This is a genomic window from Streptomyces sp. NPDC037242 (assembly GCF_055604165.1).
In genome coordinates, this window is record NZ_JBVJUY010000011.1 from 75492 (window position 1) to 99890 (window position 24399).

Here is a 24399-nt window from a genome sequence, read left to right on the forward strand (position 1 = left end):
GTGTTGGGTGGGCCGGTCCGGCGGACGGGCCCTGTGGTGCGGCTACGCGGAGCGGTCGCTGCCGGGGCCCTCGTAGTCCTCGCCGTAGGCGCCCTTGGAGGGGCGGCGGCGGCGCATGGGGGGCTCGACGCCGTCCGCGAGGCGGCGGGCGGTGACGAGGAAGCCGGTGTGTCCGATCATCCGGTGGTCGGGGCGGACGGCCAGGCCCTCGACGTGCCAGTTGCGGATCATCGATTCCCAGGGCTGCGGTTCGGCGTAGCAGCCGAACTCGCGGATGGACTCGACGGTGCGCGAGAGCTGGGTGGTGGTGGCCACGTAGCAGCACAGGATGCCGCCGGGGACGAGCGCCTTGGAGACGGCTTCCAGGCATTCCCAGGGGGCGAGCATGTCGAGGATCACGCGGTCGACGTCGGTGTCGGACAGGTTGTCCTGGAGGTCGCCCACGGTCAGCTGCCACGCGGGGTGCGGGCCTCCGAAGTAGCGCTCGACGTTGGCGGTGGCGATCTCGGCGAAGTCCGCGCGGCGCTCGTAGCTGTGGAGCATGCCCTGGTCGCCGATGGCGCGCAGCAGGAAGCTGCTCAGGGAGCCGGAGCCCACACCTGCTTCCACGACGCGGGCGCCGGGGAAGATGTCGGCGAAGGCCAGGATCTGGCCCGCGTCCTTGGGGTAGACCACGGCGGCACCGCGGGGCATGGACAGGACATAGTCGGGGAGCAGGGGACGCAGCGCGAGGTACGCGACGTTGCCCGTGGTACGGACAACACTGCCCTCGGGGGAGCCGATCAGCTCGTCGTGCGGGAAGGAACCCTTGTGGGTGTGGAAATTCTTCCCGGCTTCGAGCGTGAACGTGTAGTGGCGGCCCTTGGGGTCGGTGAGCTGAACCTGGTCCCCGACCTCGAAGGGCCCGCGTCGGCGGGCGGCACCGGTCGGTTCGGACATGTGACCAGTGTATTGGCTTCAGGACTGGGGCCGCGCCATGGCCTTCACGAAGGCTCTTTCGACGTCCTGGGTGGAGAGCACGCCGTAGATCTGGCCGCCGGTTTCGAGGACGAGGTATTCGGTGGCGGGGGTGGCGCGGAGGTGGTCGAGGAGTTCTTCGCCGGTGAGCTCGGCGGAGACCTTCATGCCGTCGGTGAGGTCCTGGGCGAGGGTGCTGACGGCGACCCAGGGACGTCGGTGTTCGGGTACGGAGGCGATGGCGGTCTCGCGGACGATGGCGGTGGGGTCGCCGTGGCCGTCGACGACGACGAGGGCGCGGGCTCCGGCTTCGTTGGCGCGGCGCAGGGCCTCGGAGAGGGGGGTGGTGTTCTCGACGGGGATGGCGCGGCGGGTGAGGGTGCGGGCGCGTAGTTCGGGGAGGTGTTCGCGCAGGCGGGCCATGCGCAGGCTGTTGCCGGCGCCGGTCCAGATGATGGCGGCGAGGATCGCTGCGAGGAGGGCGTCCATGACGGTGTCCATGCCGCCGATGTCCTGGGCGGGGTTGCCGAGGATCCCGGTGTGGGTGAGCAGGGGGAGGCCGAGGAGGACGGTGACGGCGAGGCCGCGGCCGACCCAGGCGGCGGCGATGGTGCCGGTCATGGGTTTGCCGGTGATGCCCCAGATGACGGCGCGGAGCATGCGGCCGCCGTCGAGGGGGAGGCCGGGGAGGAGGTTGAAGGCGGCGACGAGGAGGTTGGAGATCATGAGGCCGGCGAGGAGGACGCCGGGGACGGTGGCCGGGTCGACGGCTTTCATGCCGAGGTAGAAGGCGCCGGCGAGGAGGAGGGAGAGCAGGGGGCCGACGAAGGCGAGGACGAATTCGCGGCCGGGGGTCTCGGATTCCTTCTCGATCTCGGAGACTCCGCCGAAGAACTGGAGCTGGATGCGGCGCACGGGGAGTTTGAAGCGGAGTGCGGCGACGGTGTGGGCGAGTTCGTGGACGAGGACGGAGGCGTAGAAGGCGACGGCGAAGAAGAGGGAGACGAGGTAGCGGGCCGGTCCGAGGTCGGGCAGGATCCGGTCGAGCTGGTCGCCGAAGACCCAGGTGATGAGGGCGGCTACCAGGAACCAGCTGGGCGAGACGTAGACGGGTACGCCGAAGGGGCGGCCCATGAGGAGTCCGCCGCCCGGTCCGGAGCGCCGGTCTGCGCGCTCGCCGGTTTCGTCGGTGTCTGCCACGGTTGTCCTTCGTTCGCTGCTGTCCGGTGCTGGTGGGGTGCTGTGGGGTGCGCCGGCCGTTGTGTTGCGTCTGCGCCTGTGTTCCGGGTCGCGCCGATCGCGCGGTGTGATGCTCCGATCATGCAGTGCGAGGGGGCTTGGCGTCGATGGTATGCGCCTGCTGTCGGTGGCGGGTCGTAGGGTTTCGGGTATGACGATGAGCTCCGGTGCCGTGCCAGGCGCGGCCGATGCCGATGCAGCGACGGGCGCGGGTGCGGTGACGGGCGGCGCGGGTGCGGTGGCGCCGGCTTCGCTGTCGCCTTCGCGGGCGAGCGATTTCATGCGGTGTCCGCTGCTGTACCGGTTCCGGGTGATCGACAAGCTGCCGGAGAAGCCGAGTGCGGCGGCGACGCGGGGGACGTTGGTGCACGCGGTGCTGGAGCGGCTCTTCGATCATCCGGCGCAGGAGCGGACGGCGCCGCGGGCGAAGGCGTTGATCCCTGGGCAGTGGGACCGGCTTTTGGAGTCGAAGCCGGAGCTGATGGAGCTGTTCCCGGACGGGGACGAGGGGGCGGGGCTGGCGCGGTGGCTGACGGAGGCCGAGGCGCTGGTGGAGCGGTGGTTCACGTTGGAGGACCCGACGCGGCTGGAGCCGGTGGAGCGGGAGTTCTTCGTGGAGACGGAGCTGGAGTCGGGGCTGCGGTTGCGCGGGATCATCGACCGGGTGGATGTGGCGCCGACGGGCGAGGTGCGGATCGTCGACTACAAGACGGGCAAGGCGCCGCGGCCGGAGTATGCCGAAGGCGCGCTGTTCCAGATGAAGTTCTACGCGTTGGTGGTGTGGCGGCTGCGGCAGGTCGTGCCGCGGCGCCTTCAGCTGGTGTATCTGGGCAGTGGTGACGTGCTGACGTACGACCCGGTGGTGGAGGACCTGGAGCGGGTGGAGCGCAAGCTGCTGGCTTTGTGGGAGGCGATCCGGGAGGCGACGCTGTCGGGTGACTGGCGGCCGCGTCCGACGAAGCTGTGCGGCTGGTGTGATCATCAGGCGGTGTGTCCGGAGTTCGGTGGGACTCCCCCGGCCTATCCTCTGGTGATCTCCCCGGGCTACCGCCGGGAGGCGCCCGCGGCCGGGGCTCAGGCTGAGGCCGGGGCGGAAAGGCCCGCGGATTCCTGATCGTCGGGGCAGGGCAGAATGGGCGGGGCCCGCCGAAGCCGTTTGAGGAATACGAGGTAGACCCCGTGGCGATCCGCGTCCTACTGGTCGACGACCAGCCGCTGCTGCGCACCGGCTTCCGGATGATCCTGGAGGCCGAACAGGACCTGGCGGTGGTCGGGGAGGCCGGGGACGGTCTGCAGGCGCTGGACCAGGTACGGGCGCTGCAGCCCGACGTGGTGCTGATGGACATCCGGATGCCGCGGATGGACGGGGTGGAGGCGACCCGGCAGATCACCGGTCCCGGTCGGGACGGTCCGGCGAAGGTGCTGGTGCTGACGACCTTCGATCTGGACGAGTACGTGGTGGAGGCGCTGCGGGCGGGTGCCAGCGGTTTCCTTCTGAAGGATGCGCCGGCCAATGAGCTGGTCCAGGCGATCCGGGTGGTGGCGGCGGGCGAGGCGATGCTCGCGCCGAGCATCACGCGCCGGCTGCTGGACAAGTACGCCGGTCACCTGCCGTCGGGTGAGGAGAGCGTGCCCAACACCCTGGGGACGCTGACCGAGCGCGAGGTCGAGGTGTTGAAGCTGGTGGCCCGGGGTCTGTCGAATGCGGAGATCGCGGCGGACCTGTTCGTGAGCGAGACCACGGTGAAGACGCATGTGGGTCATGTGCTGACGAAGCTGGGTCTGCGCGACCGGGTGCAGGCCGCGGTGTACGCGTACGAGAGCGGCCTGGTGCGCCCCGGGGCGCAGTAGCGGTCCCTTTCCCGCTGGTACGGCAACGGGCCGGCAGCCGCTTCGCGCGGTTGCCGGCCCGTTGCCGTTGCTGTGTGTGCGGGTGGCTCAGCCCTTGCTGATCTCCCAGAAGCGGAAGACGGTGGAGGCGTCGAGGGACCACTGCAGGCCGTTCACGTTCTGCCGGGTGACCGCGTACTGCTTGCCCTGCCAGAGCGGGAGGAGCGGGACCTCGTCGGCGACGATGTCCTGGAGGCGGTTGTAGTCCATGTTGGCCGAGGTGCGGTCGGACTTGGCGGAGGTCGACGGGATGATCGTCCCGGTGATCTCCTTGTTGTCGTAGTTGTTGTGCAGCACGTTGTCCGGGCCGAAGAACGGCTGCGTGAAGTTGTCGGCGTCCGGGTAGTCGGGCACCCAGCCCTTCACGTAGATGCCGTACTTGCCGTCCTGGATGTCCTTCTCGTACTGCTCGAACTCGACGGACTTCATGTCGGCCTCGAAGAGGCCGCTGTCGTTGAGCTGCTTGGCGATGACCTGGAACTGCTGGTCGGTGGAGGGGCCGTAGCGGGACGGCGTGGAGTACAGGGTCACCTTGACCTTGTTGTTGATGCCCGCGGCCCGCAGGACGGTCTTGGCCTTCTCCGGCTGCGGGGTGCCGCCGTACCGGTCGAAGAAGGGGGTGGTGTGTCCGGCGATGCCGGCCGGGACGATCGAGTAGAGCGGGGCGGCGGTGCCGGCGTAGACGTCCTTGACGAGGGCCTCGCGGTCCACGAGGTACGCGATGGCCTTGCGGACGGGGAGCTTGCCGACGACGGGGTCGTTGACGTTGAAGACCATGTGCTCGACTTCGGCGCCCGTGCCCTGGACGACGTCGACCTTCTGGTCGCCGGTCTTGGTCGCGGCGAGGGCGGCGATGTCCTTGGCGGCCAGGCCGCGGAAGGCGAAGTCGACGTCGCCTCTCTCCAGGACCGTCTTGAGGGCGGCCTGGTCGCCGTTGAAGAACTTCAGCGTCACGCCGCTGTTCTTGGCCTTGGCCTTGCCGCTGTAGGAGTCGTTGACCGAGAAGGCCGCGCTCTTGTCGTTGATGGAGTCCAGCTTGTAGACGCCGGAGCCGACCGCCTTGCCGTCGGTGCGGAGCTTGTCCGCCGGGTATTCGGCGTGGTCGACGATGGAGCCCGCGCCCGAGGCGATCTTGCTGGGGAAGGTCGCGTCGGACGTCTTGAGGCGGAAGACGACGGTCTTGTCATCCGGGGCGTCGATGCCGGCGATCGACGAGAGCATGACGGCCGGGCCGTTCTCGTCGTTGATCTTGAGCGTGCGCTCGAAGGAGTACTTGACGTCCTTCGAGGTGAGGCTGTGGCCGTTGCTGAACTTCAGGCCGCCGCGCAGGGTGCACTTGTAGAGCTTGCTGTCGCCGCCCTCGAAGGCGCAGGACTGCGCGGCGTCGGGCTCGGGCGTGGTGCCGCCCTTGGGGAAGCTGAGCAGCGACTGGAAGACGTTGTTGAAGAGCAGCCAGGAGCCCGGGTCGTAGCCCGAGGCCGGGTCGGTGGCCTTCACCTTGTCGGATATGCCCATGACGACGCCCTTGCCGCCACCGGCGGAGCCCTCCGTCGAACCGCAACCGCTGAGCAGCGCGGCGGCGGTGGCAGCGCCGAGCGGGGCCGCCAACCACTGGTTACGTCTCATCACGCGAACGTCCTTCACAGTCGAACTGTTTCGTTGCTCCGGCCTGCGGATCCCGCTGCCGGTCCTTGCCGTTCTCAGCCGCTGACGCCCCGGCCGAGTTCCCACAGCTGGAGGTCGGAGATGGCGTTGACCGACCACTCCACTCCGGTGATCCCGTCGCGTGCGGCGACGTACTGCTTGCCCTGCCACAGGGGCAGGACGGGTACGTCGTCGGCGACGATGTCCTGCATCTCCGTGATCGCGGGGACGGCGACGTTGCGGTCGACGGCGCGCCGGGATTCGGGGATGAGCTTGGTGCGCACCGCGGCGTTGGCGTACGGCGTGCCCAGGAAGTTGTCCTGCTCCAGGAACGGGGCGAGGAAGTTGTCGGCGTCGGGGTAGTCGGGGAACCAGCCGAGCCCGTAGGCGGCGTAGTCGCCCTTCTTCTGCGCGGGCCGGAAGTCGCCCCACTCGTTGCCCTGGACGGTGATGTCGAAGAGCTGGGTGGAGTTGAGCTGGGCCTTGAGGGCCTCGAACTCGGCCGCGGTGCCGTCGCCGTAGTGGTCGCTGGTGTAGTTGAGCGTCAGCTTGACGGGGGTCTTGATCCCGGCTGCCTTCAGCAGGTCGGCGGCCTTGGCGGTGTTGGCCTCGCCGTACTTGTTGAAGAAGGAGTTGACGTGGCCGGTCACGGTGGTGGGGACCAGCGAGTAGAGGGGCTGGGCCGACTTGCCGTAGACCTTGGAGATGAGGGCGTTACGGTCGACTGCCGCGGCGAGGGCCTGGCGTACGGCCTTGTCCTTGACGACCGGGGCGTCGGTGTTGAAGCCGAGGTAGCGGATCTCCAGGCCGGGCAGGGGGACGAGCTTGACGCCCTTGGGGGGCTTGGCGGAGAGCTCGGTGATCTGGGCGGGCGACAGGGTGCGGGAGACCATCTGGATGGATCCCGAGGTGAGCGCCTTGCTCATGGCGTCGGAGTCGGCGAAGGTGCGCAGCTCCGCCTTGTCGTTCTGGAGCTTGATGTCGCCCTTGTAGTTGGGGTTCTTGCTGAAGACGGCGCGGACCAGCTGGTTGCCCTTGACCTCGGCCTTCATCGTGTACGGGCCTGAGCCGTCCACGGCGAAGCCCTCGCGGAGCTTCTTGGCGTCGTAGTTCTTGGCGCTGACGATGCCGGCGGCCGGGGTGGAGAGCTTGTAGGGGAAGGTCGCGTCCGGGGTCTTCAGGTGGAAGACGATGGTGTCGGCGCTCTTGGTCTCGATGGTGTCGAGGGTGGAGAGCAGCGAGGAGGGGCCGTTCTCGTCCTTGATGGCGAGGACTCGCTCCAGGGAGAACTTGACGTCCTGGGCGGTGAGGGGGTCGCCGGAGGCGAACTTGAGTCCGGGGCGCAGGGTGCAGCGGTAGCTCTCGTTGCCGGTGTCGGTGAAACGGCAGTCGGAGGCTGCTTCGGGGACGGGCTGACCGCCGCCGCGCGGGGTGTGCATCAGCGTCTGGACGGTCTGGCGCAGTACGTTCCAGGCGCCGGCGTCGTAGGCGTAGGCGGGGTCGAACGGGGCGGGGGCGTAGTCGGCGGCCTCGAACCGGTCGGTGGTTCCGACGACGATCGCTCCGGATCCTGCTCCTCCGCCGCTCGTGCTGCCGCATGCGGTCAGCACGGGGGTGAGCAGTCCGGCCGCGGCCGTCAGCACCAGGGTCTTGCGGTTCATGCTGGAAGTACTCCCTATACCGGCACTTGCTCAAAGCGGTGTGAAGGGCACTTCGCGGCGGTCGCCCGTTCAGGGCGGAACGATCGGGCCGGTGTTGTGACGATCGGTCCACGCGATTCCGGAACAGGGGTGTGTGTCCGGAACGGCTGAGGTGCGGCGCGGTGCCCGGTTCGACATTAGTGGCCCTGGACGGGATGGCTGGAACTGGCAGGACTTGGGGCGTAATCGCACTGTGACGGGAGCGGACGGGCTGTTCGCGCGGGGGCGTTCACAGATTCGGTCAGGTGCTGATCAATCCGGACACAAGGGAAGCCCCGGCGGCCTCCGGGCCCGTCCGGCGGTGGCCCCGCGGGTGACGAAGGTCACCTGGGGCAACTGCCACGGAAGGGATGGAATTTCAGCCTCCGGGGCCCTATACGGAACATCTTCCCGCGGGACCTTGGACCCACGGGCGTTCCGTTCGGCACTGAGCGTGTGCGTTCAGTTCATCGGAGTGATGAGGGAGCGCAGGAACGGCAGGTCGACTTCCTCCAGCGAGCGCACGACGGTACGGCCCGGGGCGGCCTCGATCCGGCCGACCGAGGGGACCGCGACGACCCGGCAGCCGGCGGCCTCGGCGGCGGCCACGCCGGTGGCGGTGTCCTCGATGACGGCGCAGCGCGAGGGGTGCGCGCCCAGGGTGCTCGCGGCGAGCAGGTACGGGTCGGGGTGCGGCTTGGTACGGGCGACCTCGTCGCCGGCGACCGTCATCGTGAAGCGGTCGCGGCCGAGGGTGAGCAGGACCTGGTCGATGACGCGGCGGTGCGAGGCGGAGACCAGGGCGGTGGGCACGTTGTGCCGGGCCAGCTCGCTCAGCAGCCGCTCGGCGCCGGGCATGAGCGGGACGCGGTCGGCGATGCGCGCCTCGAAGCGCTCGTTGAGCAGCACGCTGAGCTCGGCGAGGCCGATGGAGGCGCCGGTGGACTCGATCAGGAAGGCCGCGCTGCGACTCATGGGGCCGCCGACGACGATGTCGCGCCAGGACTCGTCGAGCCGGTGGCCCAGCTCGTGGAAGATCTCCGCCTCGATCTCCCACCAGAATCCCTCGGTGTCGACGAGGGTGCCGTCCATGTCGAGCAGCACCGCCTGCAGGGCGTGCCCGTCGGCCGTGCGGGCGACGGGGGCGGGGACGGTGCTGGTCATTCGGCACACCTCTCGGGGGACGAGAAGGCCGGTCACCTCTTCCTGCGGGGCGAGCCCGGAGGAACAGGCGACCGGCCTGTATGGGACCGACAAGTGTACGTCGGCCCGCGTCAGCGTGCGTTGAAATACTTCGCGTCGGGGTGGTGAATCACAATGGCGTCGGTGGACTGCTCGGGGTGGAGCTGGAACTCCTCCGACAGGTGGACCCCGATCCGCTCCGGCTGGAGGAGGTCGGCGATCTTGGCGCGGTCCTCCAGGTCGGGGCAGGCGCCGTAGCCGAGCGAGAAGCGGGCGCCGCGGTACTTGAGGTCGAACATGTCCTCGACCTTGGCCGGGTCCTCGCCGCCGAATCCCAGTTCCGCGCGGACCCGGGCGTGCCAGTACTCGGCCATGGCCTCGGCGAGCTGGACGGACAGTCCGTGCAGCTCCAGGTACTCGCGGTAGGAGTCGGACTCGAAGAGCTTGGCCGTGGCCTCGCCGATCTTCGATCCGACGGTGACGACCTGGAGGCCGACGACGTCGGTCTCGCCGGACTCCTCCGGGCGGAAGAAGTCCGCGAGGCACAGGCGGCGGCCGCGGCGCTGGCGCGGGAAGGTGAAGCGGGTCCGCTCGTTGCCCTGTTCGTCGAGGATGATCAGGTCCTCGCCCTTGGCGACGCAGGGGAAGTACCCGTAGACGACGGCGGCTTCCAGCAGGTTCTCGGTGTGCAGCTTGTCCAGGAGGCCGCGCAGCCGCGGACGGCCCTCGGTCTCGACGAGCTCCTCGTACGTCGCGCCGCCCGCGCGGGCCTGCTTGAGGCCCCACTGCCCCTTGAACAGGGCGCCCTCGTCGAGCCAGGAGGCGTAGTCCTTGAGCGGGATGCCCTTGACGACGCGGGTGCCCCAGAACGGCGGGGTGGGGACGGGGTTGTCGAAGGGGACGTCGGAGCGGCCGCCGGACTCCTCGGGCTCCTCCACCTGGAGGGGGGTGTCCCGCTTGGCCACGCGGCGCTGCTTGAGCTCGGGCAGGGCGGCTCCGGGGACGCCGCGCTTGACGGCGATGAGGGCGTCCATCAGGCGCAGGCCCTCGAAGGCATCGCGGGCGTAGCGGACCTCGCCCTCGTAGATCTCGTGCAGGTCCTGCTCGACGTAGGCGCGGGTGAGGGCCGCGCCGCCGAGGATCACCGGGTAGTCGGCGGCCAGCTTGCGCTGGTTCAGCTCCTGGAGGTTCTCCTTCATGATCACGGTGGACTTCACGAGGAGGCCCGACATGCCGATGACGTCGGCCTTGTGTTCCTGGGCGGCTTCGAGGATCGCGGAGACCGGCTGCTTGATGCCGATGTTGACGACGTTGTAGCCGTTGTTGGTCAGGATGATGTCGACGAGGTTCTTGCCGATGTCGTGGACGTCGCCGCGGACGGTGGCCAGCACGATCGTGCCTTTACCCTCGTCGTCCGTCTTCTCCATGTGGGGTTCGAGGAAGGCGACGGCGGTCTTCATGACCTCGGCGGACTGCAGGACGAAGGGCAGCTGCATCTGGCCGGAGCCGAAGAGCTCGCCGACGACCTTCATGCCCTCCAGGAGGGTGTCGTTGACGATGTCGAGGGCGGGGCGGGTCTGCAGGGCCTCGTCGAGGTCGGCGTCCAGGCCGTTCTTCTCGCCGTCGATGATGCGGCGCTGGAGGCGCTCGTCCAGCGGCAGGGCGAGGAGCTCCTCGGCGCGGCCGGCCTTCAGCGACTTGGTGTTGACGCCCTCGAACAGCGCCATCAGCTTCTGGAGCGGGTCGTAGCCCTCGGCCCGCCTGTCGTAGATGAGGTCCAGGGCGGTGCCGACCTGCTCGTCGTCGAACCGGGCGATCGGCAGGATCTTGGAGGCGTGGACGATGGCGGAGTCCAGGCCGGCCTTGACGCACTCGTCGAGGAAGACGGAGTTCAAAAGGACGCGGGCGGCCGGGTTGAGGCCGAAGGAGATGTTCGACAGGCCCAGCGTGGTCTGGACGTCGGGGTGGCGGCGCTTGAGCTCGCGGATCGACTCGATCGTGGCGATGCCGTCCTTGCGGGACTCCTCCTGGCCGGTGCAGATGGTGAAGGTCAGGGTGTCGATGAGGATGTCCGACTCGCGGATCCCCCAGTTGGCCGTCAGGTCCTCGATGAGGCGTTCGGCGATGGCGACCTTGTGCTCGACGGTACGGGCCTGGCCCTCCTCGTCGATGGTCAGCGCGATGAGCGCGGCGCCGTGCTCCTGCGCCAGCCGGGTGACCTTGGCGAAGCGGGAGTCGGGGCCGTCGCCGTCCTCGTAGTTGACGGAGTTGATGACGGCGCGGCCGCCGAGCTTCTCCAGGCCGGCCTGGAGGACGGGAACCTCGGTGGAGTCCAGGACGATCGGCAGGGTCGAGGCGGTGGCGAAGCGGCCGGCGAGCTCCTGCATGTCGGCGACGCCGTCGCGGCCGACGTAGTCCACGCAGAGGTCGAGCATGTGCGCGCCCTCGCGGATCTGGTCGCGCGCCATCTCCACGCAGTCGTCCCAGCGGGCCTCCAGCATGGCCTCGCGGAACTTCTTCGAGCCGTTGGCGTTCGTGCGCTCGCCGATCGCCATGTACGAGGTGTCCTGGCGGAACGGCACGGTCTGGTAGAGCGAGGCGGCGCCGGGCTCGGGCTGCGGGGTGCGCTCGGTGACGGCCGTGCCGCGGACCCGCTCCACGACCTGGCGCAGGTGCTCGGGGGTGGTGCCGCAGCAGCCGCCGACGAGGGAGAGCCCGTATTCGCGGACGAAGGTCTCCTGGGCGTCGGCGAGCTCGGGGGCGCTCAGCGGGTAGTGCGCGCCGTCCTTGGTGAGGACGGGCAGGCCGGCGTTGGGCATGCAGGAGAGCGGGATGCGGGAGTTGCGCGCGAGGTAGCGCAGGTGCTCGCTCATCTCGGCGGGGCCGGTCGCGCAGTTCAGGCCGATCATGTCGATGCCGAGCGGCTCCAGGGCCGTCAGGGCCGCGCCGATCTCGGAGCCCAGCAGCATGGTGCCGGTGGTCTCGACGGTGACGGAGCAGATCAGCGGGACGGAGACGCCGAGCCGCTCCATGGCGCGGCGGGCGCCGATGATGGAGGACTTGGTCTGCAGAAGGTCCTGGGTGGTCTCGACGAGCAGCGCGTCGGCGCCGCCGGAGAGCAGGCCCTCGGCGTTGATCTGGTAGGCGTCGCGGATCTGGGCGTAGGTGATGTGGCCGAGGGTCGGCAGCTTGGTGCCGGGGCCGATCGAGCCGAGGACCCAGCGCTGCTGTCCGGTGGAGGCGGTGAACTCGTCGGCGACCTCGCGGGCGATGCGGGCGCCGGCCTCCGAGAGCTCGAAGTTGCGTTCGGCGATGTCGTACTCGGCGAGTGCCGCGAAGTTCGCGCCGAAGGTGTTGGTCTCGACACAGTCCACGCCCACCGAGTAGTACGCCTCGTGGACGGAGCGCACGATGTCGGGGCGGGTGACGTTGAGGACCTCGTTGCAGCCTTCGAGCTGCTGGAAGTCCTCCATCGTCGGGTCCTGCGCCTGGAGCATCGTCCCCATGGCTCCGTCGGCGACCACCACGCGGGTGGCCAGTGCCTCTCGGAGGGCGTCTGCCCGGGTCTGGGTGTCGGCGGACGGGTTCGGCAACGAGGCCATGGTTGTGCTCCCTGGGATGCGACGGCTGTCGGCTTTGCACCCCCTCTGTGTCAAGGGTGCACGCGGTCAGCGTAACCGCGCTCCGGCAACCCCGGTGGGGGCGTCCCACGTGGCGGACTGCATTCTGTGCGCGGGAGTGTCCGGGAAGTGTCGGGGACCTGTCGCGCCCACCACCGGCTCGAACACTTCTCCCCCAGTGCGCGGGGTCGACATCGACCGATACTGTTCAGCATTGTCGAACTACGTCAGCAGGAGGCTGAACGATGGCACGGAACATCCAGTCGCTCGAACGAGCCGCTGCGATGCTGCGGCTCCTGGCGGGCGGCGAGCGCCGGCTGGGACTGTCGGACGTGGCGTCGTCCCTGGGCCTGGCCAAGGGCACCGCCCACGGGATCCTGCGCACCCTGCAGGCCGAGGGCTTCGTCGAGCAGGACCCGGCCTCCGGGCGCTACCAGCTCGGCGCGGAACTGCTGCGCCTGGGCAACAGCTACCTGGACGTGCACGAGCTGCGCGCCCGGGCCCTGGTGTGGACGGACGACCTCGCGCGCGCGAGCGGCGAGAGCGTGTACGTGGGGGTCCTGCACAAGAGCGGGGTGCTGATCATGCACCACGTCTTCCGGCCCGACGACAGCCGCCAGGTGCTGGAGGTGGGGGCGATGCAGCCGCTGCACTCCACCGCGCTGGGCAAGGTCCTGTCGGCGTACGACCCGGTCGCGCACACCGAGGCCGTGGAGGCGGAGCGCGAGGCGTTCACGCCGCGCACGGTCACCGACCCGGCGGGCTTCGAGGAGGTCCTGGACCTGACGCGGGCCCGCGGCTGGGCGTCGGACGTCGAGGAGACCTGGGACGGCATCGCCTCGGTGGCCGCGCCCATCCACGACCGGCGCCGGATGCCCGTCGGGGCCGTGGCGGTCGCGGGCGCCGTGGAGCGGGTCTGCACGGAGGGCGGGGAGCCGCGTGCGGCCCTCGTGGCGTCCGTGCGGGACTGTGCGCGCGCTGTTTCACGCGACCTCGGCGCGGGCCGGTTCTAGCCCCCTGTAGGGCCTTCTCGGCCACTCCCTGGCCGCTTTCTGCCCTCTTTTCGCCATAACTCGGCCATCCGATGGCCTGATTTGTTCGATCGTACCTAGTGGTAACGATCCGACACTTTGGCCTGGCCGACTCTTGACGCGTTCTTCACTTCAGCGGAAAACTGCCGTTCATCGGTCGGCATTGTCGAACACCTACCGGCAATACGCGCTAGGGTGTGGCAAGGCCAAGGACCGGTGCAGCACTCACCGAGTGCGCGGACCGCCGGACGGGACCGGTGACCGCTCACCCCCTGAACGACAAAGGAGTCGCGGGTGTCCACCTCCGACATCTTCATCGGCGAGACCATCGGTACCGCCCTGCTCACCCTGCTCGGCGGTGGCGTCTGCGCCGCCGTGACGCTCAAGAGCTCCAAGGCCCGCAACGCGGGTTGGCTTGCCATCACGTTCGGCTGGGGTTTCGCCGTCCTGATCGCCGCGTACGTCTCCGCGCCGCTCTCCGGCGCGCACCTCAACCCGGCGGTCACCGTCGGCCTCGCCGTCAAGACCGGCGAGTGGAACGACGTGCCGGTCTACTTCGCCGGCCAGCTGCTGGGCGCGATGCTCGGCGCGGTCCTGATGTGGGTCACCTACTACGGACAGTTCCGCGTGCACCTGGCGGACCCGGAGCACATCCGCGACGCGAAGCTCGGTCCTGAGGACCCGCACCCGCACGACGTGGCCGGTCCGGTGCTCGGCGTCTTCTCGACCGGCCCCGAGATCCGCAATGTCGTCCAGAACCTCGCCACCGAGATCATCGGCACCGCGGTCCTGGTCCTGGCCATCCTCACCCAGGGGCTCCAGGCCGACGGCAAGGGCCTCGGCGTCATCGGCGTCCTGATCACCTCGTTCGTCGTCGTCGGCATCGGCCTCTCCCTCGGCGGCCCGACCGGCTACGCCATCAACCCGGTGCGCGACCTCGGTCCGCGCATCGTGCACGCCCTGCTGCCGCTGCCCAACAAGGGCGGCTCGGACTGGGGATACTCCTGGATCCCGGTGGTCGGCCCGCTCGTCGGTGCCGCCGCCGCCGGCGGTCTGTACAACATCGCGTTCGCCTGATCAGCATCGGCACGATCGCAAGATCTGCACCGCACCTGAATCTGCCTACCTAGAGATCTGCCAGGAGCAGCCATCATGACCAGCAGCACCGGCCCCTTCATCGCCGCGATCGACCAGGGCACCACCTCCTCCCGCTGCATCGTCTTCGACCGCGACGGCCGCATCGTCGCCGTCGACCAGAAGGAGCACGAGCAGATCTTCCCGAAGCCGGGCTGGGTGGAGCACGACGCCGCCGAGATCTGGACCAACGTCCAGGAGGTCGTCGCCAGCGCCATCGCCAAGGCCGAGATCACCGCCGCGGACGTCAAGGCCGTCGGCATCACCAACCAGCGCGAGACCACCGTCCTGTGGGACAAGAACACCGGCGAGCCGGTGCACAACGCGCTGGTCTGGCAGGACACCCGCACCGACGCCCTGTGCAAGGAGCTCGGCCGCAACGTCGGCCAGGACCGCTTCCGCCGCGAGACCGGCCTGCCGCTGGCGAGCTACTTCGCCGGCCCCAAGGTCCGCTGGCTGCTCGACAACGTCGAGGGCCTGCGCGAGCGCGCCGAGGCGGGCGACATCCTCTTCGGCACCATGGACTCCTGGGTCATCTGGAACCTCACCGGCGGCGCCCAGGGCGGTGTGCACGTCACCGACGTCACCAACGCCTCGCGCACCATGCTGATGAACCTGCACACCCTGGCCTGGGACGAGAAGATCGCCGAGTCCATGGACGTGCCGCTCAACGTCCTCCCGGAGATCAAGTCCTCCGCCGAGGTCTACGGCCACGTCAAGGACGGCGTCCTCGCCGGCGTCCCGGTCGCCTCGGCGCTCGGTGACCAGCAGGCCGCGCTGTTCGGCCAGACCTGTTTCGCCGAGGGCGAGGCGAAGTCCACGTACGGCACCGGCACGTTCATGCTGATGAACACCGGCGACAAGATCATCAACTCCTACAGCGGCCTGCTGACCACGGTCGGCTACCAGATCGGCGAGCAGAAGCCGGTCTACGCGCTGGAGGGCTCCATCGCCGTCACCGGCTCGCTCGTCCAGTGGATGCGCGACCAGATGGGCCTGATCAAGTCCGCGGCCGAGATCGAGACCCTCGCCTCCTCCGTCGAGGACAACGGCGGCGCGTACTTCGTGCCGGCCTTCTCCGGCCTGTTCGCCCCGTACTGGCGCTCCGACGCCCGCGGTGTGATCACCGGCCTCACCCGGTACGTCACCAAGGCGCACATCGCCCGTGCCGTCCTGGAGGCCACCGCCTGGCAGACCCGCGAGATCACCGACGCCATGACCAAGGACTCGGGCGTCGAGCTCGCGGCCCTGAAGGTCGACGGCGGCATGACCTCCAACAACCTGCTGATGCAGACGCTCTCGGACTTCCTGGACGCCCCCGTGGTGCGCCCGATGGTCGCCGAGACCACCTGCCTCGGCGCCGCCTACGCCGCCGGCCTGGCCGTCGGCTTCTGGCCCGACACCGACGCCCTGCGCGCCAACTGGCGCCGCGCGGCGGAGTGGACCCCGCGGATGCCCGCCGAGCAGCGGGAGCGCGAGTACAAGAGCTGGCTCAAGGCCGTGGAGCGGTCGATGGGCTGGGTCGACGACGAAGACGCCAGCTGACCGCACGGCCGGCGCAATCGACGAGTAAGTAGGAGTCAAGGGATATGAGCAGCCTGCAGAGCGTTCCCGCACTGGGTACGCACCCGACCGCCGGTTCGAACGCGAGCCGCGCCGAGACCCGTGAGCAGCTGGCCAAGGCCACGTACGACCTGCTGGTCATCGGCGGTGGAATCCTGGGCACCTCGGTGGCCTGGCACGCCGCGCAGTCGGGTCTGCGGGTCGCCATGGTGGACGCCGGCGACTTCGCCGGCGCCACCTCCTCGGCCTCCTCCAAGCTCGTCCACGGCGGCCTGCGCTACCTGCAGACCGGCGCGGTCAAGCTGGTCGCCGAGAACCACCACGAGCGCCGGGTGCTGGCCAAGGACGTGGCCCCGCACCTGGTCAACCCGCTCACCTTCTACCTCCCCGTGTACAAGGGCGGGCCGGTCGGCGCCGCGAAGCTGGGCGCGGGCGTCTTCGCGTACTCGGCGCTCTCCGCCTTCGGCGACGGCATGGGCAAGGTCATATCGCCCGCCCGTGCCGCCGCCGACAACCCGGGCCTGAAGACGGACAACCTCAAGGCCGTCGCGGTCTACTACGACCACCAGATGAACGACTCCCGCGTCGCCGTCATGACGGTCCGCGCGGCCGTCGAGTCGGGCGCGGTCGTCCTCAACCACGCCGAGGTCACCGGGCTGCGCATGACGCGCGGCCGGGTCTCGGGCGCCGAGCTCAAGGACCGTCTCGACGGCACCGAGTTCGGAGTGGACGCACGCGTGGTGCTCAACGCCACCGGCCCGTGGGTGGACCACCTGCGGCGCATGGAGGACAAGCACTCCATGCCGTCGATCCGCCTCTCCAAGGGCGCGCACATCGTGATGAAGCGCAAGTCGCCCTGGAAGGCCGCCATGGCCACCCCGATCGACAAGTACCGCATCACCTTCGCCCTCCCCTGGGAGGACCAGCTGCTGCTCGGCACCACCGACGAGGTGTACGAGGGCGACCCGGGCGACGTGCGCGCCACCGAGTCCGACATCCAGCAGATCCTGGACGAGGCGGCCTTCTCGGTGAAGGACGCCGACCTCGACCGCTCCCTGATGACGTACGCCTTCGCGGGCCTGCGGGTGCTGCCCGGCGGCCCCGGCGGCGTCGAGAAGGCCAAGCGCGAGACGGTCGTCTCCGAGGGCGCGGGCGGCATGCTGTCCGTGGCCGGCGGCAAGTGGACGACGTACCGTCACATCGGCCGCGTGGTCATGGACAAGCTGGCCAAGCTCCCGGGCAGCCCGCTGACCGATGACATGGAGCCGGCGAAGTCGCTCGTACGCCGGATCCCGCTGCCCGGTGTCGCCAACCCGAACGCGGTCGCGCACCGGCTGCTGGTGGACCGTGAGCCGGGTACGCGGATGGACCCGCTGACCGCCCGCCACCTGGCGTCCCACTACGGCTCGCTGGCCTTCGACATCGCGCGCATCGCGAACGAGGACCCGGCGCTGGCCGAGCGCATCCACCCGGACGGTCCGGAGATCTGGGCGCAGGTCGCCTACGCCCGGGACAACGAGTGGGCCGAGACGGCCGACGACGTGCTGCGCCGCCGTACGACGGTGACGATCCGCGGCCTGGACAGCGACGAGGTCCGCGGCCGGGTCGAGGAGATGCTGGCCCGCAAGGCATAGCCGCACCGGCAGGTGGGCAGAGGGGCGGTTCCGAGGGGAACCGCCCCTCTGTCGTGGGCTGTGGTTGGCGTCGCATCAAGGCTTAGGCTGGCCCACGTACACAAGGGAACTTCGGAAGGAGACCTGGGTGATCGAGCTTGAGGGCGTGCCCGAGCTGATCGACCCGGTCATGGTGGCCGCGTTCGAGGGCTGGAACGACGCGGGTGACGCGGCCTCCGGTGCGGTCGCGCACCTGGACCGGGAGTGGAAGGGCGAGGTCTTCGCGGCTCTGGACGCCGAGGACTACTACGACTTCCAGGTCAACCGGCCGACGGTGTGGCTGGACAACGGGGTACGGAAGATCACGTGGCCGACGACGCGGCTGTCGGTGGTCCGGATCGGCGGTGCCAAGCCCCGGGACCTGGTGCTGGTCCGCGGGATCGAACCGTCCATGCGGTGGCGGTCGTTCTGCAACGAGATCCTCGGCTTCGCGCACGAACTGGGCGTGGAGATGGTGGTCATCCTGGGCGCGCTGCTCGGTGACACCCCGCACACGCGGCCGGTGCCGGTGAGCGGGGTCACCTCGGACGCGGACCTGGCGCGGACGATGGACCTGGAGGAGACGAAGTACGAGGGCCCCACGGGCATCGTGGGGGTCCTCCAGGAGGCGTGCACGCACGCGGGGGTGCCCGCGGTGTCGCTGTGGGCGGCGGTGCCGCACTACGTGTCGCAGCCGCCGAACCCGAAGGCGACGCTGGCGCTGCTGAACCGGCTGGAGGATCTGATCGACATCCGGATCCCGCTGGGCGAACTCCCGGAGGACGCGCGGGCCTGGCAGCTCGGCGTCGACCAACTGGCCGCCGAGGACAGCGAGGTGGCGGAGTACGTCCAGACGCTGGAGGAGGCGCGCGACACGGCGGACCTCCCCGAGGCCTCGGGCGACGCCATCGCGCGGGAGTTCGAGCGCTACCTGCGCCGTCGCGACCCGTCCGCGGGTCCGGAGACGGCCACCGACACGGGCTCGTTCTTCCGCGACCTGTCCGGCGGCGGCCGCACCCAGCCGAAGCCGAAGCCGGAGGACACGGCGGACGCGAACGGCAGGGCCGAGGCGGCCGGCCCCGCGGAGGCCGAGGGCCAGGCGGAGGCGGAGAGCCCGTCGGAGCCCGGCAGCCCGCCGGAAGGCACCGGGGAGACCGGGCACACCGGTGAGACGGGTGAGACCGGGGACACCCCCGCGACATAGGCCGTCCGCACCACGGCGGTGAACGGCGAAGCGCCCCCGGCATCATGCCGGGGGCGCTTCGCCGTTGCTGCGCCGGTCGGTGTTACAGCGCCACGCCCAGCAGCGCGTCGACCGTGCGGGAGACCAGGCCGGGGGCGGACTCGTCGTCGCCGTCCGTGGCGATCTGGAGCTCGACCCAGCGGTCGACGGCCGCCAGCGCGGCCGGGGCGTCCAGGTCGTTGGCGAGGGCCTCGCGGACCTCCTCGACCAGGGCGTCGGCCGGGATGCCGTCCGGGCGGGACACGGCCGCGCGCCACCGCTCCAGGCGCGCCTCGGCCTCGGTGAGGACGGCGTCCGTCCACTCCCAGTCGGCGCGGTAGTGGTGCGACAGCAGGGCGAGGCGGATCGCCGCCGGGTCGACGCCGGCGCGACGCAGCGCGGACACGAAGACCAGGTTGCCCTTGGACTTCGACATCTTCTGGCCGTGCAGCGCGACCATGCCCGCGTGCACGTACGCCTTGGCCATCGGGAACTCGCCCGTCAGGACCTGCGCGTGCGAGGCGCCCATCTCGTGGTGCGGGAACGCCAGGTCCGAGCCGCCGCCCTGGATGTCGAAGGTCATCCCGAGGTGGTCCAGGGCGATGGCGACGCACTCGATGTGCCAGCCGGGCCGGCCGCGGCCCAGCGAGCCGCCGTCCCAGCTCGGCTCGCCCTCGCGCGCGGCCATCCACAGCATCGGGTCGAGCGGGTTCTTCTTGCCCGGGCGCTCGGGGTCGCCGCCCCGCTCGGCGGACAGGAGGCGCATGGCTTCGGCGTCCAGGTTCGAGACCTTGCCGAAGTCGGGGTCGGACTCCACCGAGAAGTAGACGTCGCCGTCGAGCTCGTACGCCGCGCCCGCGTCCCGCAGCCGCTCGACCAGGGGCACGATGCCCGGTATGGCCTCTACGGCTCCGATGTAGTGCTGCGGCGGCAGCATCCGCAGGGCCGTCATGTCCTCGCGGAAGAGGGCCGTCTCGCGTTCGGCGAGCTCGGTCCAGTCCTCGTTGTCGCGCAGCGCACGCTCCAGCAGTGGATCGTCCACGTCCGTGACGTTCTGGACGTAAATGACCTGCCGCTTGGTGTCGAGCCACACGCGCTGCACGAGGTCGAACGCGTTGTAGGTCGCCGCGTGACCGATGTGGGTCGCGTCGTAGGGGGTGATCCCACAGACGTAGATACGGGCGACGGGACCGGGGGCGAGGGTGATCGTCCCCTGGGTCGCGGTGTCGTGGATCTGGAGGTCGCGGCCCTTGCCAGGCAGGGCGGGGACCTCAGAAGCGGGCCAGGCATGCATGTGTCGAGCGTAACCGGACGCGTGTTCTTCAAACGAACCGGACCTGCACTCTTGGCCGGATCCGCACTCTTGCCATCTGGCCGGTTCTGTGCGAGCCGCACAGGTCTGGTTCAGACCGGCGGCCAGGGGATCGCGGGCCACTGCCCGGACGGCCGGGGGTGCACTCCGGAGGCCCGCAGCCGGGCCACACGGGCCCGTACGGCGGCCAGCTCGACTGGGGTGATCAGTTCGGCCAGCCGGGTGGCGAGCGGCTCCCCGTCGGCCAGCCGGGCCGCCAGATCGGACAGCACCGCGGTCGCCTCGGCGGTCAGCGGCTCTCCCGCCCAGCCCCACAGCAGGGTGCGCAGCTTGTCCTCGGCGTGGAAGCTCACCCCGTGGTCGATGCCGTAGAGCCGCCCGTCGGGCGCGGGCAGCAGGTGGCCGCCCTTGCGGTCGCCGTTGTTGATCACGGCGTCGAGGACGGCGAGCCGGCGCAGTCTGGGGTCGTCGGCGTGCACGAGGAGGGCGGTGCGGCCCTCCCCCACCTCGGCGAGGGCGATCGGCTTCCAGCCCTCCCCGGCCTCCTCGCCGTCCACGAGCGCGAGCAGCCCGGGCCCGGCGGGGCCGCCGGCGCCGGCCCCATCAGCCTCGGCGGAGTCGGCCGGCTCGGCGGCGGCGTCCTCCAGTCCGCCCGGCCCCGCGGACTCGATCCACTGCTGGACCATGCCCTCGCCGTACGGCCCGTCGCGCAGCACGGTCGGCGGGACCAGTCCCCATCCCGTGGCCTCGGAGACCAGATAGGCGGCGACCTCGCGCTGCGCGAGGTTCCCGTCGGGGAAGTCCCACAGCGGACGCTCGCCCTTGACCGGCTTGTACACGCAGTCCGCGGTGAGGCCCCCGTACGCGACGCTGCACAGCAGTACCGCGTTGGACGCCTCGCGGATCCGGCCGAGGACGGTCAGCTCGCCCTTGGCGAGCAGTGCTTCCCATTCCGTCGTTCCCCCCGTGGCGCTCACGCCTGGCGCCGGTAGCCGTTCTGGCGCGGGCAGACGTGCCCCTCGGGGTCCAGCGGCAGGCTGCACAGCGGGCACGGCGGCCGGCCCGCGTTGACCACGTCCAGGGCCCGCTTGGCGAAGGCCCGGGCCTGGGCGCCGCTGAGGCGGACCCGCAGCATCGGCGGGCCGTTCTCCTCGTCCTGGAGCAGCCGCTCCTCCGCCTCGGCGAGGTCCTCGTCCGAGTCCGCGTCGAGCTCCACCAGCGCCTGCGCCTCGACGATCATGCGCTGTTCCTCGCCGTCCCAGGCCAGGGCCATGGTCCCGACGCGGAACTCCTCCTCGACGGGAACGTCCAGGGGCGCGGTGTCGGCGGCCTCGGCGGAGGCGACCGCCGGGACCGGGGAACTGCCGCCGGTGCGCCGCACGACCTCGTCCAGCAGCTCGTCCATCCGCTCGGCGAGCGCCGCGACCTGGGTCTTCTCCAGGGAGACGCTGGTGACCCGGGGGCCGGAGGAGGCCTGCAGGAAGAACGTACGGCGTCCCGGCAGACCGACCGTGCCGGCCACGAAGCGGTCCGGGGGGTCGTAGAGGAACACCTGACGGGGCACGTCCAGTCTCCAAGTCTCGGCGGCAGGGGCAGGTCTGCGCCCTTGTGTTGGCCCGTCCACCCTACTGCGCCGTTCGATCACACCGCGCCCGCGCCGCCTCCCACCACGGCGTTCCCGCCGTCTTCGGTCGCTTTGTCCGAGGCGGCGGCCGCGGCGGCGTCCGGCGGCGCGGGGTCTTCGCGGGGCGCGAACGACGCGAAGTCCCCGGTGTCGCCGAGCCGGAGCAGGAAGGGCCGGGTCGGCGTGTAGCGGATGGCGGTGACCGAGCAGGGGTCGACGTGGACGCGCTGGAAGAGGTCCAGGTGCATGCCCAGGGCGTCGGCGACGAGGGACTTGATGATGTCCCCGTGCGAGCACATCAGGAAGACGGCGTCGCTGCCGTGCTCCTCCTCGACCCGCGCGTTCCAGTCCCGTACGCAGTCCACGGCGCGCGCCTGCATGGCCCGCATGGACTCGCCTCCGGGGAAGGTCGCGGCCGACGGGTGCTGCTGGACGATCCTCATCAGGGGCTCTCCGGAGAGCTCGGAGAGTTTGCGGCCCGACCAGTCGCCGTAGTGGCACTCGCCGATCCGCTCGTCGGTGTGCGTCGCGAGCTCCGGGCGGGCGGCCAGCAGCGGGGCCATGGTCTCCCGGCAGCGTTGCAGCGGGCTGCTGACGACGGCCGCGAGCGGCACCCCGGCGAGCCGGCCGGGCAGCGCCGCGGCCTGCTCGTTGCCGCGCTCGTCGAGGGCGACCCCCGGGGTCCATCCGGCGAGCAGCCCTGCGGTGTTGGCGGTGGAACGCCCGTGTCGTACGAGGATCAGCGTGGCCATGGCGCCAGGGTATGCGGTGGTGCCGTTGTGCGGGCCGGCCGCCGGCAGGGAAGAATGCCCCGCGTGATTGTGGACTGCGCGATGTACCGCAACGGCCGCCGCTCCGAGGCGCCCGAGGACTTCTCGGACGCTCTCGACGAGGCGCGGGTGTCCGGTGACGCCTTCCTCTGGGTCGGCATGCACGAGCCGACGGCGAAGGAATTCGAGCACGTCAGCCAGGAGTTCGGCCTGCACCAGCTGGCGGTGGAGGACGCGCTGACCGCGCACCAGCGCCCGAAGCTGGAGGTGTACGACGACTCGCTCTTCGTGGTCCTCAAGCCGGTGATGTACGACGACGACTCCGACACGGTCACCACCGGCGAGCTCATGGTCTTCATAGGGGACTCCTTCGTGGTCACCGTCCGGCACGGCGAGGGGGCCGCGCTGGCCGCCGTACGGCGGCGGCTGGAGCAGGAGCCCGACGTGCTCAAGCACGGTCCGACGGCGGTGCTGTACGCGGTCTCCGACGCGGTGGTGGACCACTACATCGCGGTGGCGGCCGAGCTCCAGGCCGACCTGGAGGAGCTGGAGGCGGAGGTCTTCGCGCCCAACACCGCGGACACCAAGAACACCGCCGCCCGGATCTACGGGTTCAAGCGGCAGGTCCTGGAGTTCCGCCGGGCCACCAGCCCGCTGCTCCAGCCGATGGACCGGCTGGCCTCCGGAGCCGTGCCCTTCGTGCACGAGCACTCCCAGCCGTTCTTCCGGGACGTCGCCGACCACCTGACGAAGGCGAACGAGTACATCGAGGGACTGGACCGGCTGCTCTCGGACGCGCTGGCCGCCCACCTGGCCCAGATGGGCGTCCGGCAGAACGACGACATGCGCAAGATCTCGGCCTGGGCGGCGATGGCGGCGGTCCCCACGATGGTCGCGGGGATCTACGGGATGAACTTCGACCACATGCCGGAGCTCAGGCAGTCCTGGGGCTACCCGGCCGTGGTGGTCCTCATGGTCGTGCTGTGCCTGGGCCTGCACCGGATGTTCAAGCGCCGGGGCTGGCTGTAGGGCTCCCGGCCGGCTCCGTCAGACGAACTCGGGCGCGGTGGCCGGGGCGCCGCCGAGCGCGTCGTGCCGCTCCGGCACGCGCAGGTCGATCATGCGGTGCCAGCCGCTGAACCTCTCGTACGCGTACATCCCGCGGATCCCGGCGGCGAGCGCGGCGGCCTTCGGCGCGGACCAGCCCAGCAGGCGGCCCATGTGGTCCATGACGGCGAGGCTGACGTCGCGGTAGACGGCGATCTCGGCGAGGGCGCTCTCGCGCAGCACCCGGTGGATGGTGCGGCCGTGTCCCTCTCGGGCGAGGCGCAGCAACTCCTCGTGGCAGTAGGCCAGGTGGTTGTCCTCGTCATGGCTGATCAGGCGGATGGCCCTGCCGACCTCGGGGTGGTCGCCGAAGTGCTTGACCAGCATTTCCATCTGGTCGGCGGCGCGCTGCTCGGTGACCCTGCTGTGTGCGAGGTAGACGACGATGTCCTCCTCGGTCAGGGCCTCGTCGCGGCGGAGCTTCTCGTGCGCCAGCCCGATGCCGCGCCGCTCCAGCAGCATCGTGTAGTCGGTCTCCGGCGGGACCGGGACGGGTGGCAGGCCGCGCTTGCGCAGCAGCGCGTTGAAGATCCGGCCGTGCTTGTCCTCGTCGGCCCCGTGCCGGGTGATCTTCGGCGCGAGGTCGCGCATGCCGGCCGGCACCAGGGCCGCGATGCGGCCGTTCTCCCAGCCGCCCTGGGACTCCCCGCTGGCGGCGATGGAACAGAACAGCTGGAAGGAGTCGTCGTTGTCGACGATCTCCTGGAACAGACTGCGGGCAGAGAGCATGCACCGAGTCAAACGCCGCTCGACGGAGCGGGCAACCGAGGGGC

The 24399-nt window shown here is 70.3% G+C and carries 19 protein-coding genes; 8 read left to right on the plus strand and 11 right to left on the minus strand.

What is annotated here, in order from left to right:
- Positions 1-42 precede the first annotated feature (42 nt).
- Positions 43-939: a tRNA (adenine-N1)-methyltransferase gene (locus ACZ7GJ_RS15450; protein ID WP_470751980.1), complete on the minus strand. Its 897-nt coding sequence runs from the start codon at positions 937-939 to the stop codon at positions 43-45.
- Between the two features lie 18 nt (positions 940-957).
- Entirely contained in the window at positions 958-2157 is a 1200-nt protein-coding gene (locus ACZ7GJ_RS15455; protein WP_470751982.1) for a site-2 protease family protein, read from the minus strand.
- 196 nt (positions 2158-2353) lie between these two features.
- Between ACZ7GJ_RS15455 and ACZ7GJ_RS15460 the strand changes: the two genes are divergently transcribed.
- Together ACZ7GJ_RS15460 and ACZ7GJ_RS15465 are read left to right on the plus strand one after the other, a co-directional pair.
- Complete coding sequence (locus ACZ7GJ_RS15460) at positions 2354-3310, plus strand: RecB family exonuclease (protein WP_470752149.1); 957 nt, start codon at positions 2354-2356, stop codon at positions 3308-3310.
- A gap of 65 nt (positions 3311-3375) precedes the next feature.
- The gene (locus tag ACZ7GJ_RS15465) at positions 3376-4047 is read left to right on the plus strand and encodes a response regulator transcription factor (protein WP_365917983.1); all 672 of its coding nucleotides are present in this window, start codon (positions 3376-3378) and stop codon (positions 4045-4047) included.
- 87 nt (positions 4048-4134) lie between these two features.
- On the opposite strand, the gene ACZ7GJ_RS15470 is transcribed toward ACZ7GJ_RS15465, so the two are convergent.
- The 4 genes from ACZ7GJ_RS15470 to metH form a co-directional block, all read right to left on the minus strand.
- A complete protein-coding gene (locus ACZ7GJ_RS15470; protein ID WP_470751983.1) occupies positions 4135-5715 on the minus strand; it encodes an ABC transporter substrate-binding protein in 1581 nt (526 codons plus the stop codon).
- 71 nt (positions 5716-5786) lie between these two features.
- On the minus strand, positions 5787-7391 hold the full coding sequence (locus ACZ7GJ_RS15475; RefSeq protein WP_470751984.1) for an ABC transporter substrate-binding protein: 1605 nt from the start codon (positions 7389-7391) through the stop codon (positions 5787-5789).
- Between the two features lie 480 nt (positions 7392-7871).
- On the minus strand, positions 7872-8573 hold the full coding sequence (locus ACZ7GJ_RS15480) for an HAD family hydrolase (RefSeq protein ID WP_470751985.1): 702 nt from the start codon (positions 8571-8573) through the stop codon (positions 7872-7874).
- Positions 8574-8683: 110 nt separating this feature from the next.
- Positions 8684-12193 carry a methionine synthase gene (metH, locus tag ACZ7GJ_RS15485; RefSeq protein WP_470751986.1) on the minus strand — a complete coding sequence of 1170 codons (3510 nt, stop codon included), beginning with the start codon at positions 12191-12193 and terminating at the stop codon, positions 8684-8686.
- Between the two features lie 263 nt (positions 12194-12456).
- Here metH and ACZ7GJ_RS15490 point away from each other — a divergent pair, with 263 nt between their 5' ends.
- The 5 genes from ACZ7GJ_RS15490 (at position 12457) to ACZ7GJ_RS15510 (ending at position 18795) form a co-directional block, all read left to right on the plus strand.
- A complete protein-coding gene (locus tag ACZ7GJ_RS15490; RefSeq protein WP_470751987.1) occupies positions 12457-13224 on the plus strand; it encodes an IclR family transcriptional regulator in 768 nt (255 codons plus the stop codon).
- Positions 13225-13536: 312 nt separating this feature from the next.
- Complete coding sequence (locus ACZ7GJ_RS15495) at positions 13537-14319, plus strand: MIP/aquaporin family protein (protein WP_470751988.1); 783 nt, start codon at positions 13537-13539, stop codon at positions 14317-14319.
- 75 nt (positions 14320-14394) lie between these two features.
- Positions 14395-15921: a glycerol kinase GlpK gene (gene glpK, locus ACZ7GJ_RS15500; protein ID WP_470751989.1), complete on the plus strand. Its 1527-nt coding sequence runs from the start codon at positions 14395-14397 to the stop codon at positions 15919-15921.
- Positions 15922-15965: 44 nt separating this feature from the next.
- Positions 15966-17573 (plus strand): glycerol-3-phosphate dehydrogenase/oxidase, encoded by a 1608-nt coding sequence (locus ACZ7GJ_RS15505; RefSeq protein ID WP_365917968.1) that lies wholly within the window; start codon positions 15966-15968, stop codon positions 17571-17573.
- 127 nt (positions 17574-17700) lie between these two features.
- Positions 17701-18795 carry a PAC2 family protein gene (locus tag ACZ7GJ_RS15510; RefSeq protein WP_470751990.1) on the plus strand — a complete coding sequence of 365 codons (1095 nt, stop codon included), beginning with the start codon at positions 17701-17703 and terminating at the stop codon, positions 18793-18795.
- An 82-nt stretch (positions 18796-18877) separates the two neighbouring features.
- Here ACZ7GJ_RS15510 and mshC read toward each other — a convergent pair whose 3' ends face one another.
- The 4 genes from mshC to ACZ7GJ_RS15530 form a co-directional block, all read right to left on the minus strand.
- A complete protein-coding gene (mshC, locus tag ACZ7GJ_RS15515; RefSeq protein WP_470751992.1) occupies positions 18878-20107 on the minus strand; it encodes a cysteine--1-D-myo-inosityl 2-amino-2-deoxy-alpha-D-glucopyranoside ligase in 1230 nt (409 codons plus the stop codon).
- A gap of 110 nt (positions 20108-20217) precedes the next feature.
- Complete coding sequence (locus tag ACZ7GJ_RS15520; RefSeq protein ID WP_470752151.1) at positions 20218-21135, minus strand: SCO1664 family protein; 918 nt, start codon at positions 21133-21135, stop codon at positions 20218-20220.
- The gene (locus tag ACZ7GJ_RS15525; RefSeq protein ID WP_365917962.1) at positions 21099-21689 is read right to left on the minus strand and encodes a DUF3090 domain-containing protein; all 591 of its coding nucleotides are present in this window, start codon (positions 21687-21689) and stop codon (positions 21099-21101) included. The genes ACZ7GJ_RS15520 and ACZ7GJ_RS15525 overlap by 37 nt, the downstream gene beginning before the upstream one ends.
- A gap of 77 nt (positions 21690-21766) precedes the next feature.
- The gene (locus tag ACZ7GJ_RS15530) at positions 21767-22501 is read right to left on the minus strand and encodes a histidine phosphatase family protein (RefSeq protein ID WP_470751994.1); all 735 of its coding nucleotides are present in this window, start codon (positions 22499-22501) and stop codon (positions 21767-21769) included.
- 54 nt (positions 22502-22555) lie between these two features.
- Here ACZ7GJ_RS15530 and corA point away from each other — a divergent pair, with 54 nt between their 5' ends.
- A complete protein-coding gene (gene corA / locus ACZ7GJ_RS15535) occupies positions 22556-23548 on the plus strand; it encodes a magnesium/cobalt transporter CorA (RefSeq protein ID WP_470751996.1) in 993 nt (330 codons plus the stop codon).
- 18 nt (positions 23549-23566) lie between these two features.
- On the opposite strand, the gene ACZ7GJ_RS15540 is transcribed toward corA, so the two are convergent.
- On the minus strand, positions 23567-24355 hold the full coding sequence (locus ACZ7GJ_RS15540; protein WP_470751997.1) for a ferritin-like domain-containing protein: 789 nt from the start codon (positions 24353-24355) through the stop codon (positions 23567-23569).
- Between the last annotated feature and the right edge of the window lie 44 nt (positions 24356-24399).

Bases quoted from the DNA above. Each gene is read 5' to 3' on its own strand.
- ACZ7GJ_RS15530 (WP_470751994.1), bottom strand. From the start codon at position 22,501: ATGGCCACGCTGATCCTCGTACGACACGGGCGTTCCACCGCCAACACC.
- ACZ7GJ_RS15450 (WP_470751980.1), bottom strand. From the start codon at position 939: ATGTCCGAACCGACCGGTGCCGCCCGCCGACGCGGGCCCTTCGAGGTC.
- ACZ7GJ_RS15475 (WP_470751984.1), bottom strand. From the start codon at position 7,391: ATGAACCGCAAGACCCTGGTGCTGACGGCCGCGGCCGGACTGCTCACC.
- corA (WP_470751996.1), top strand. From the start codon at position 22,556: ATGCCCCGCGTGATTGTGGACTGCGCGATGTACCGCAACGGCCGCCGC.
- ACZ7GJ_RS15490 (WP_470751987.1), top strand. From the start codon at position 12,457: ATGGCACGGAACATCCAGTCGCTCGAACGAGCCGCTGCGATGCTGCGG.
- ACZ7GJ_RS15540 (WP_470751997.1), bottom strand. From the start codon at position 24,355: ATGCTCTCTGCCCGCAGTCTGTTCCAGGAGATCGTCGACAACGACGAC.
- ACZ7GJ_RS15460 (WP_470752149.1), top strand. From the start codon at position 2,354: ATGAGCTCCGGTGCCGTGCCAGGCGCGGCCGATGCCGATGCAGCGACG.
- ACZ7GJ_RS15480 (WP_470751985.1), bottom strand. From the start codon at position 8,573: ATGACCAGCACCGTCCCCGCCCCCGTCGCCCGCACGGCCGACGGGCAC.
- mshC (WP_470751992.1), bottom strand. From the start codon at position 20,107: ATGCATGCCTGGCCCGCTTCTGAGGTCCCCGCCCTGCCTGGCAAGGGC.
- ACZ7GJ_RS15505 (WP_365917968.1), top strand. From the start codon at position 15,966: ATGAGCAGCCTGCAGAGCGTTCCCGCACTGGGTACGCACCCGACCGCC.
- metH (WP_470751986.1), bottom strand. From the start codon at position 12,193: ATGGCCTCGTTGCCGAACCCGTCCGCCGACACCCAGACCCGGGCAGAC.
- glpK (WP_470751989.1), top strand. From the start codon at position 14,395: ATGACCAGCAGCACCGGCCCCTTCATCGCCGCGATCGACCAGGGCACC.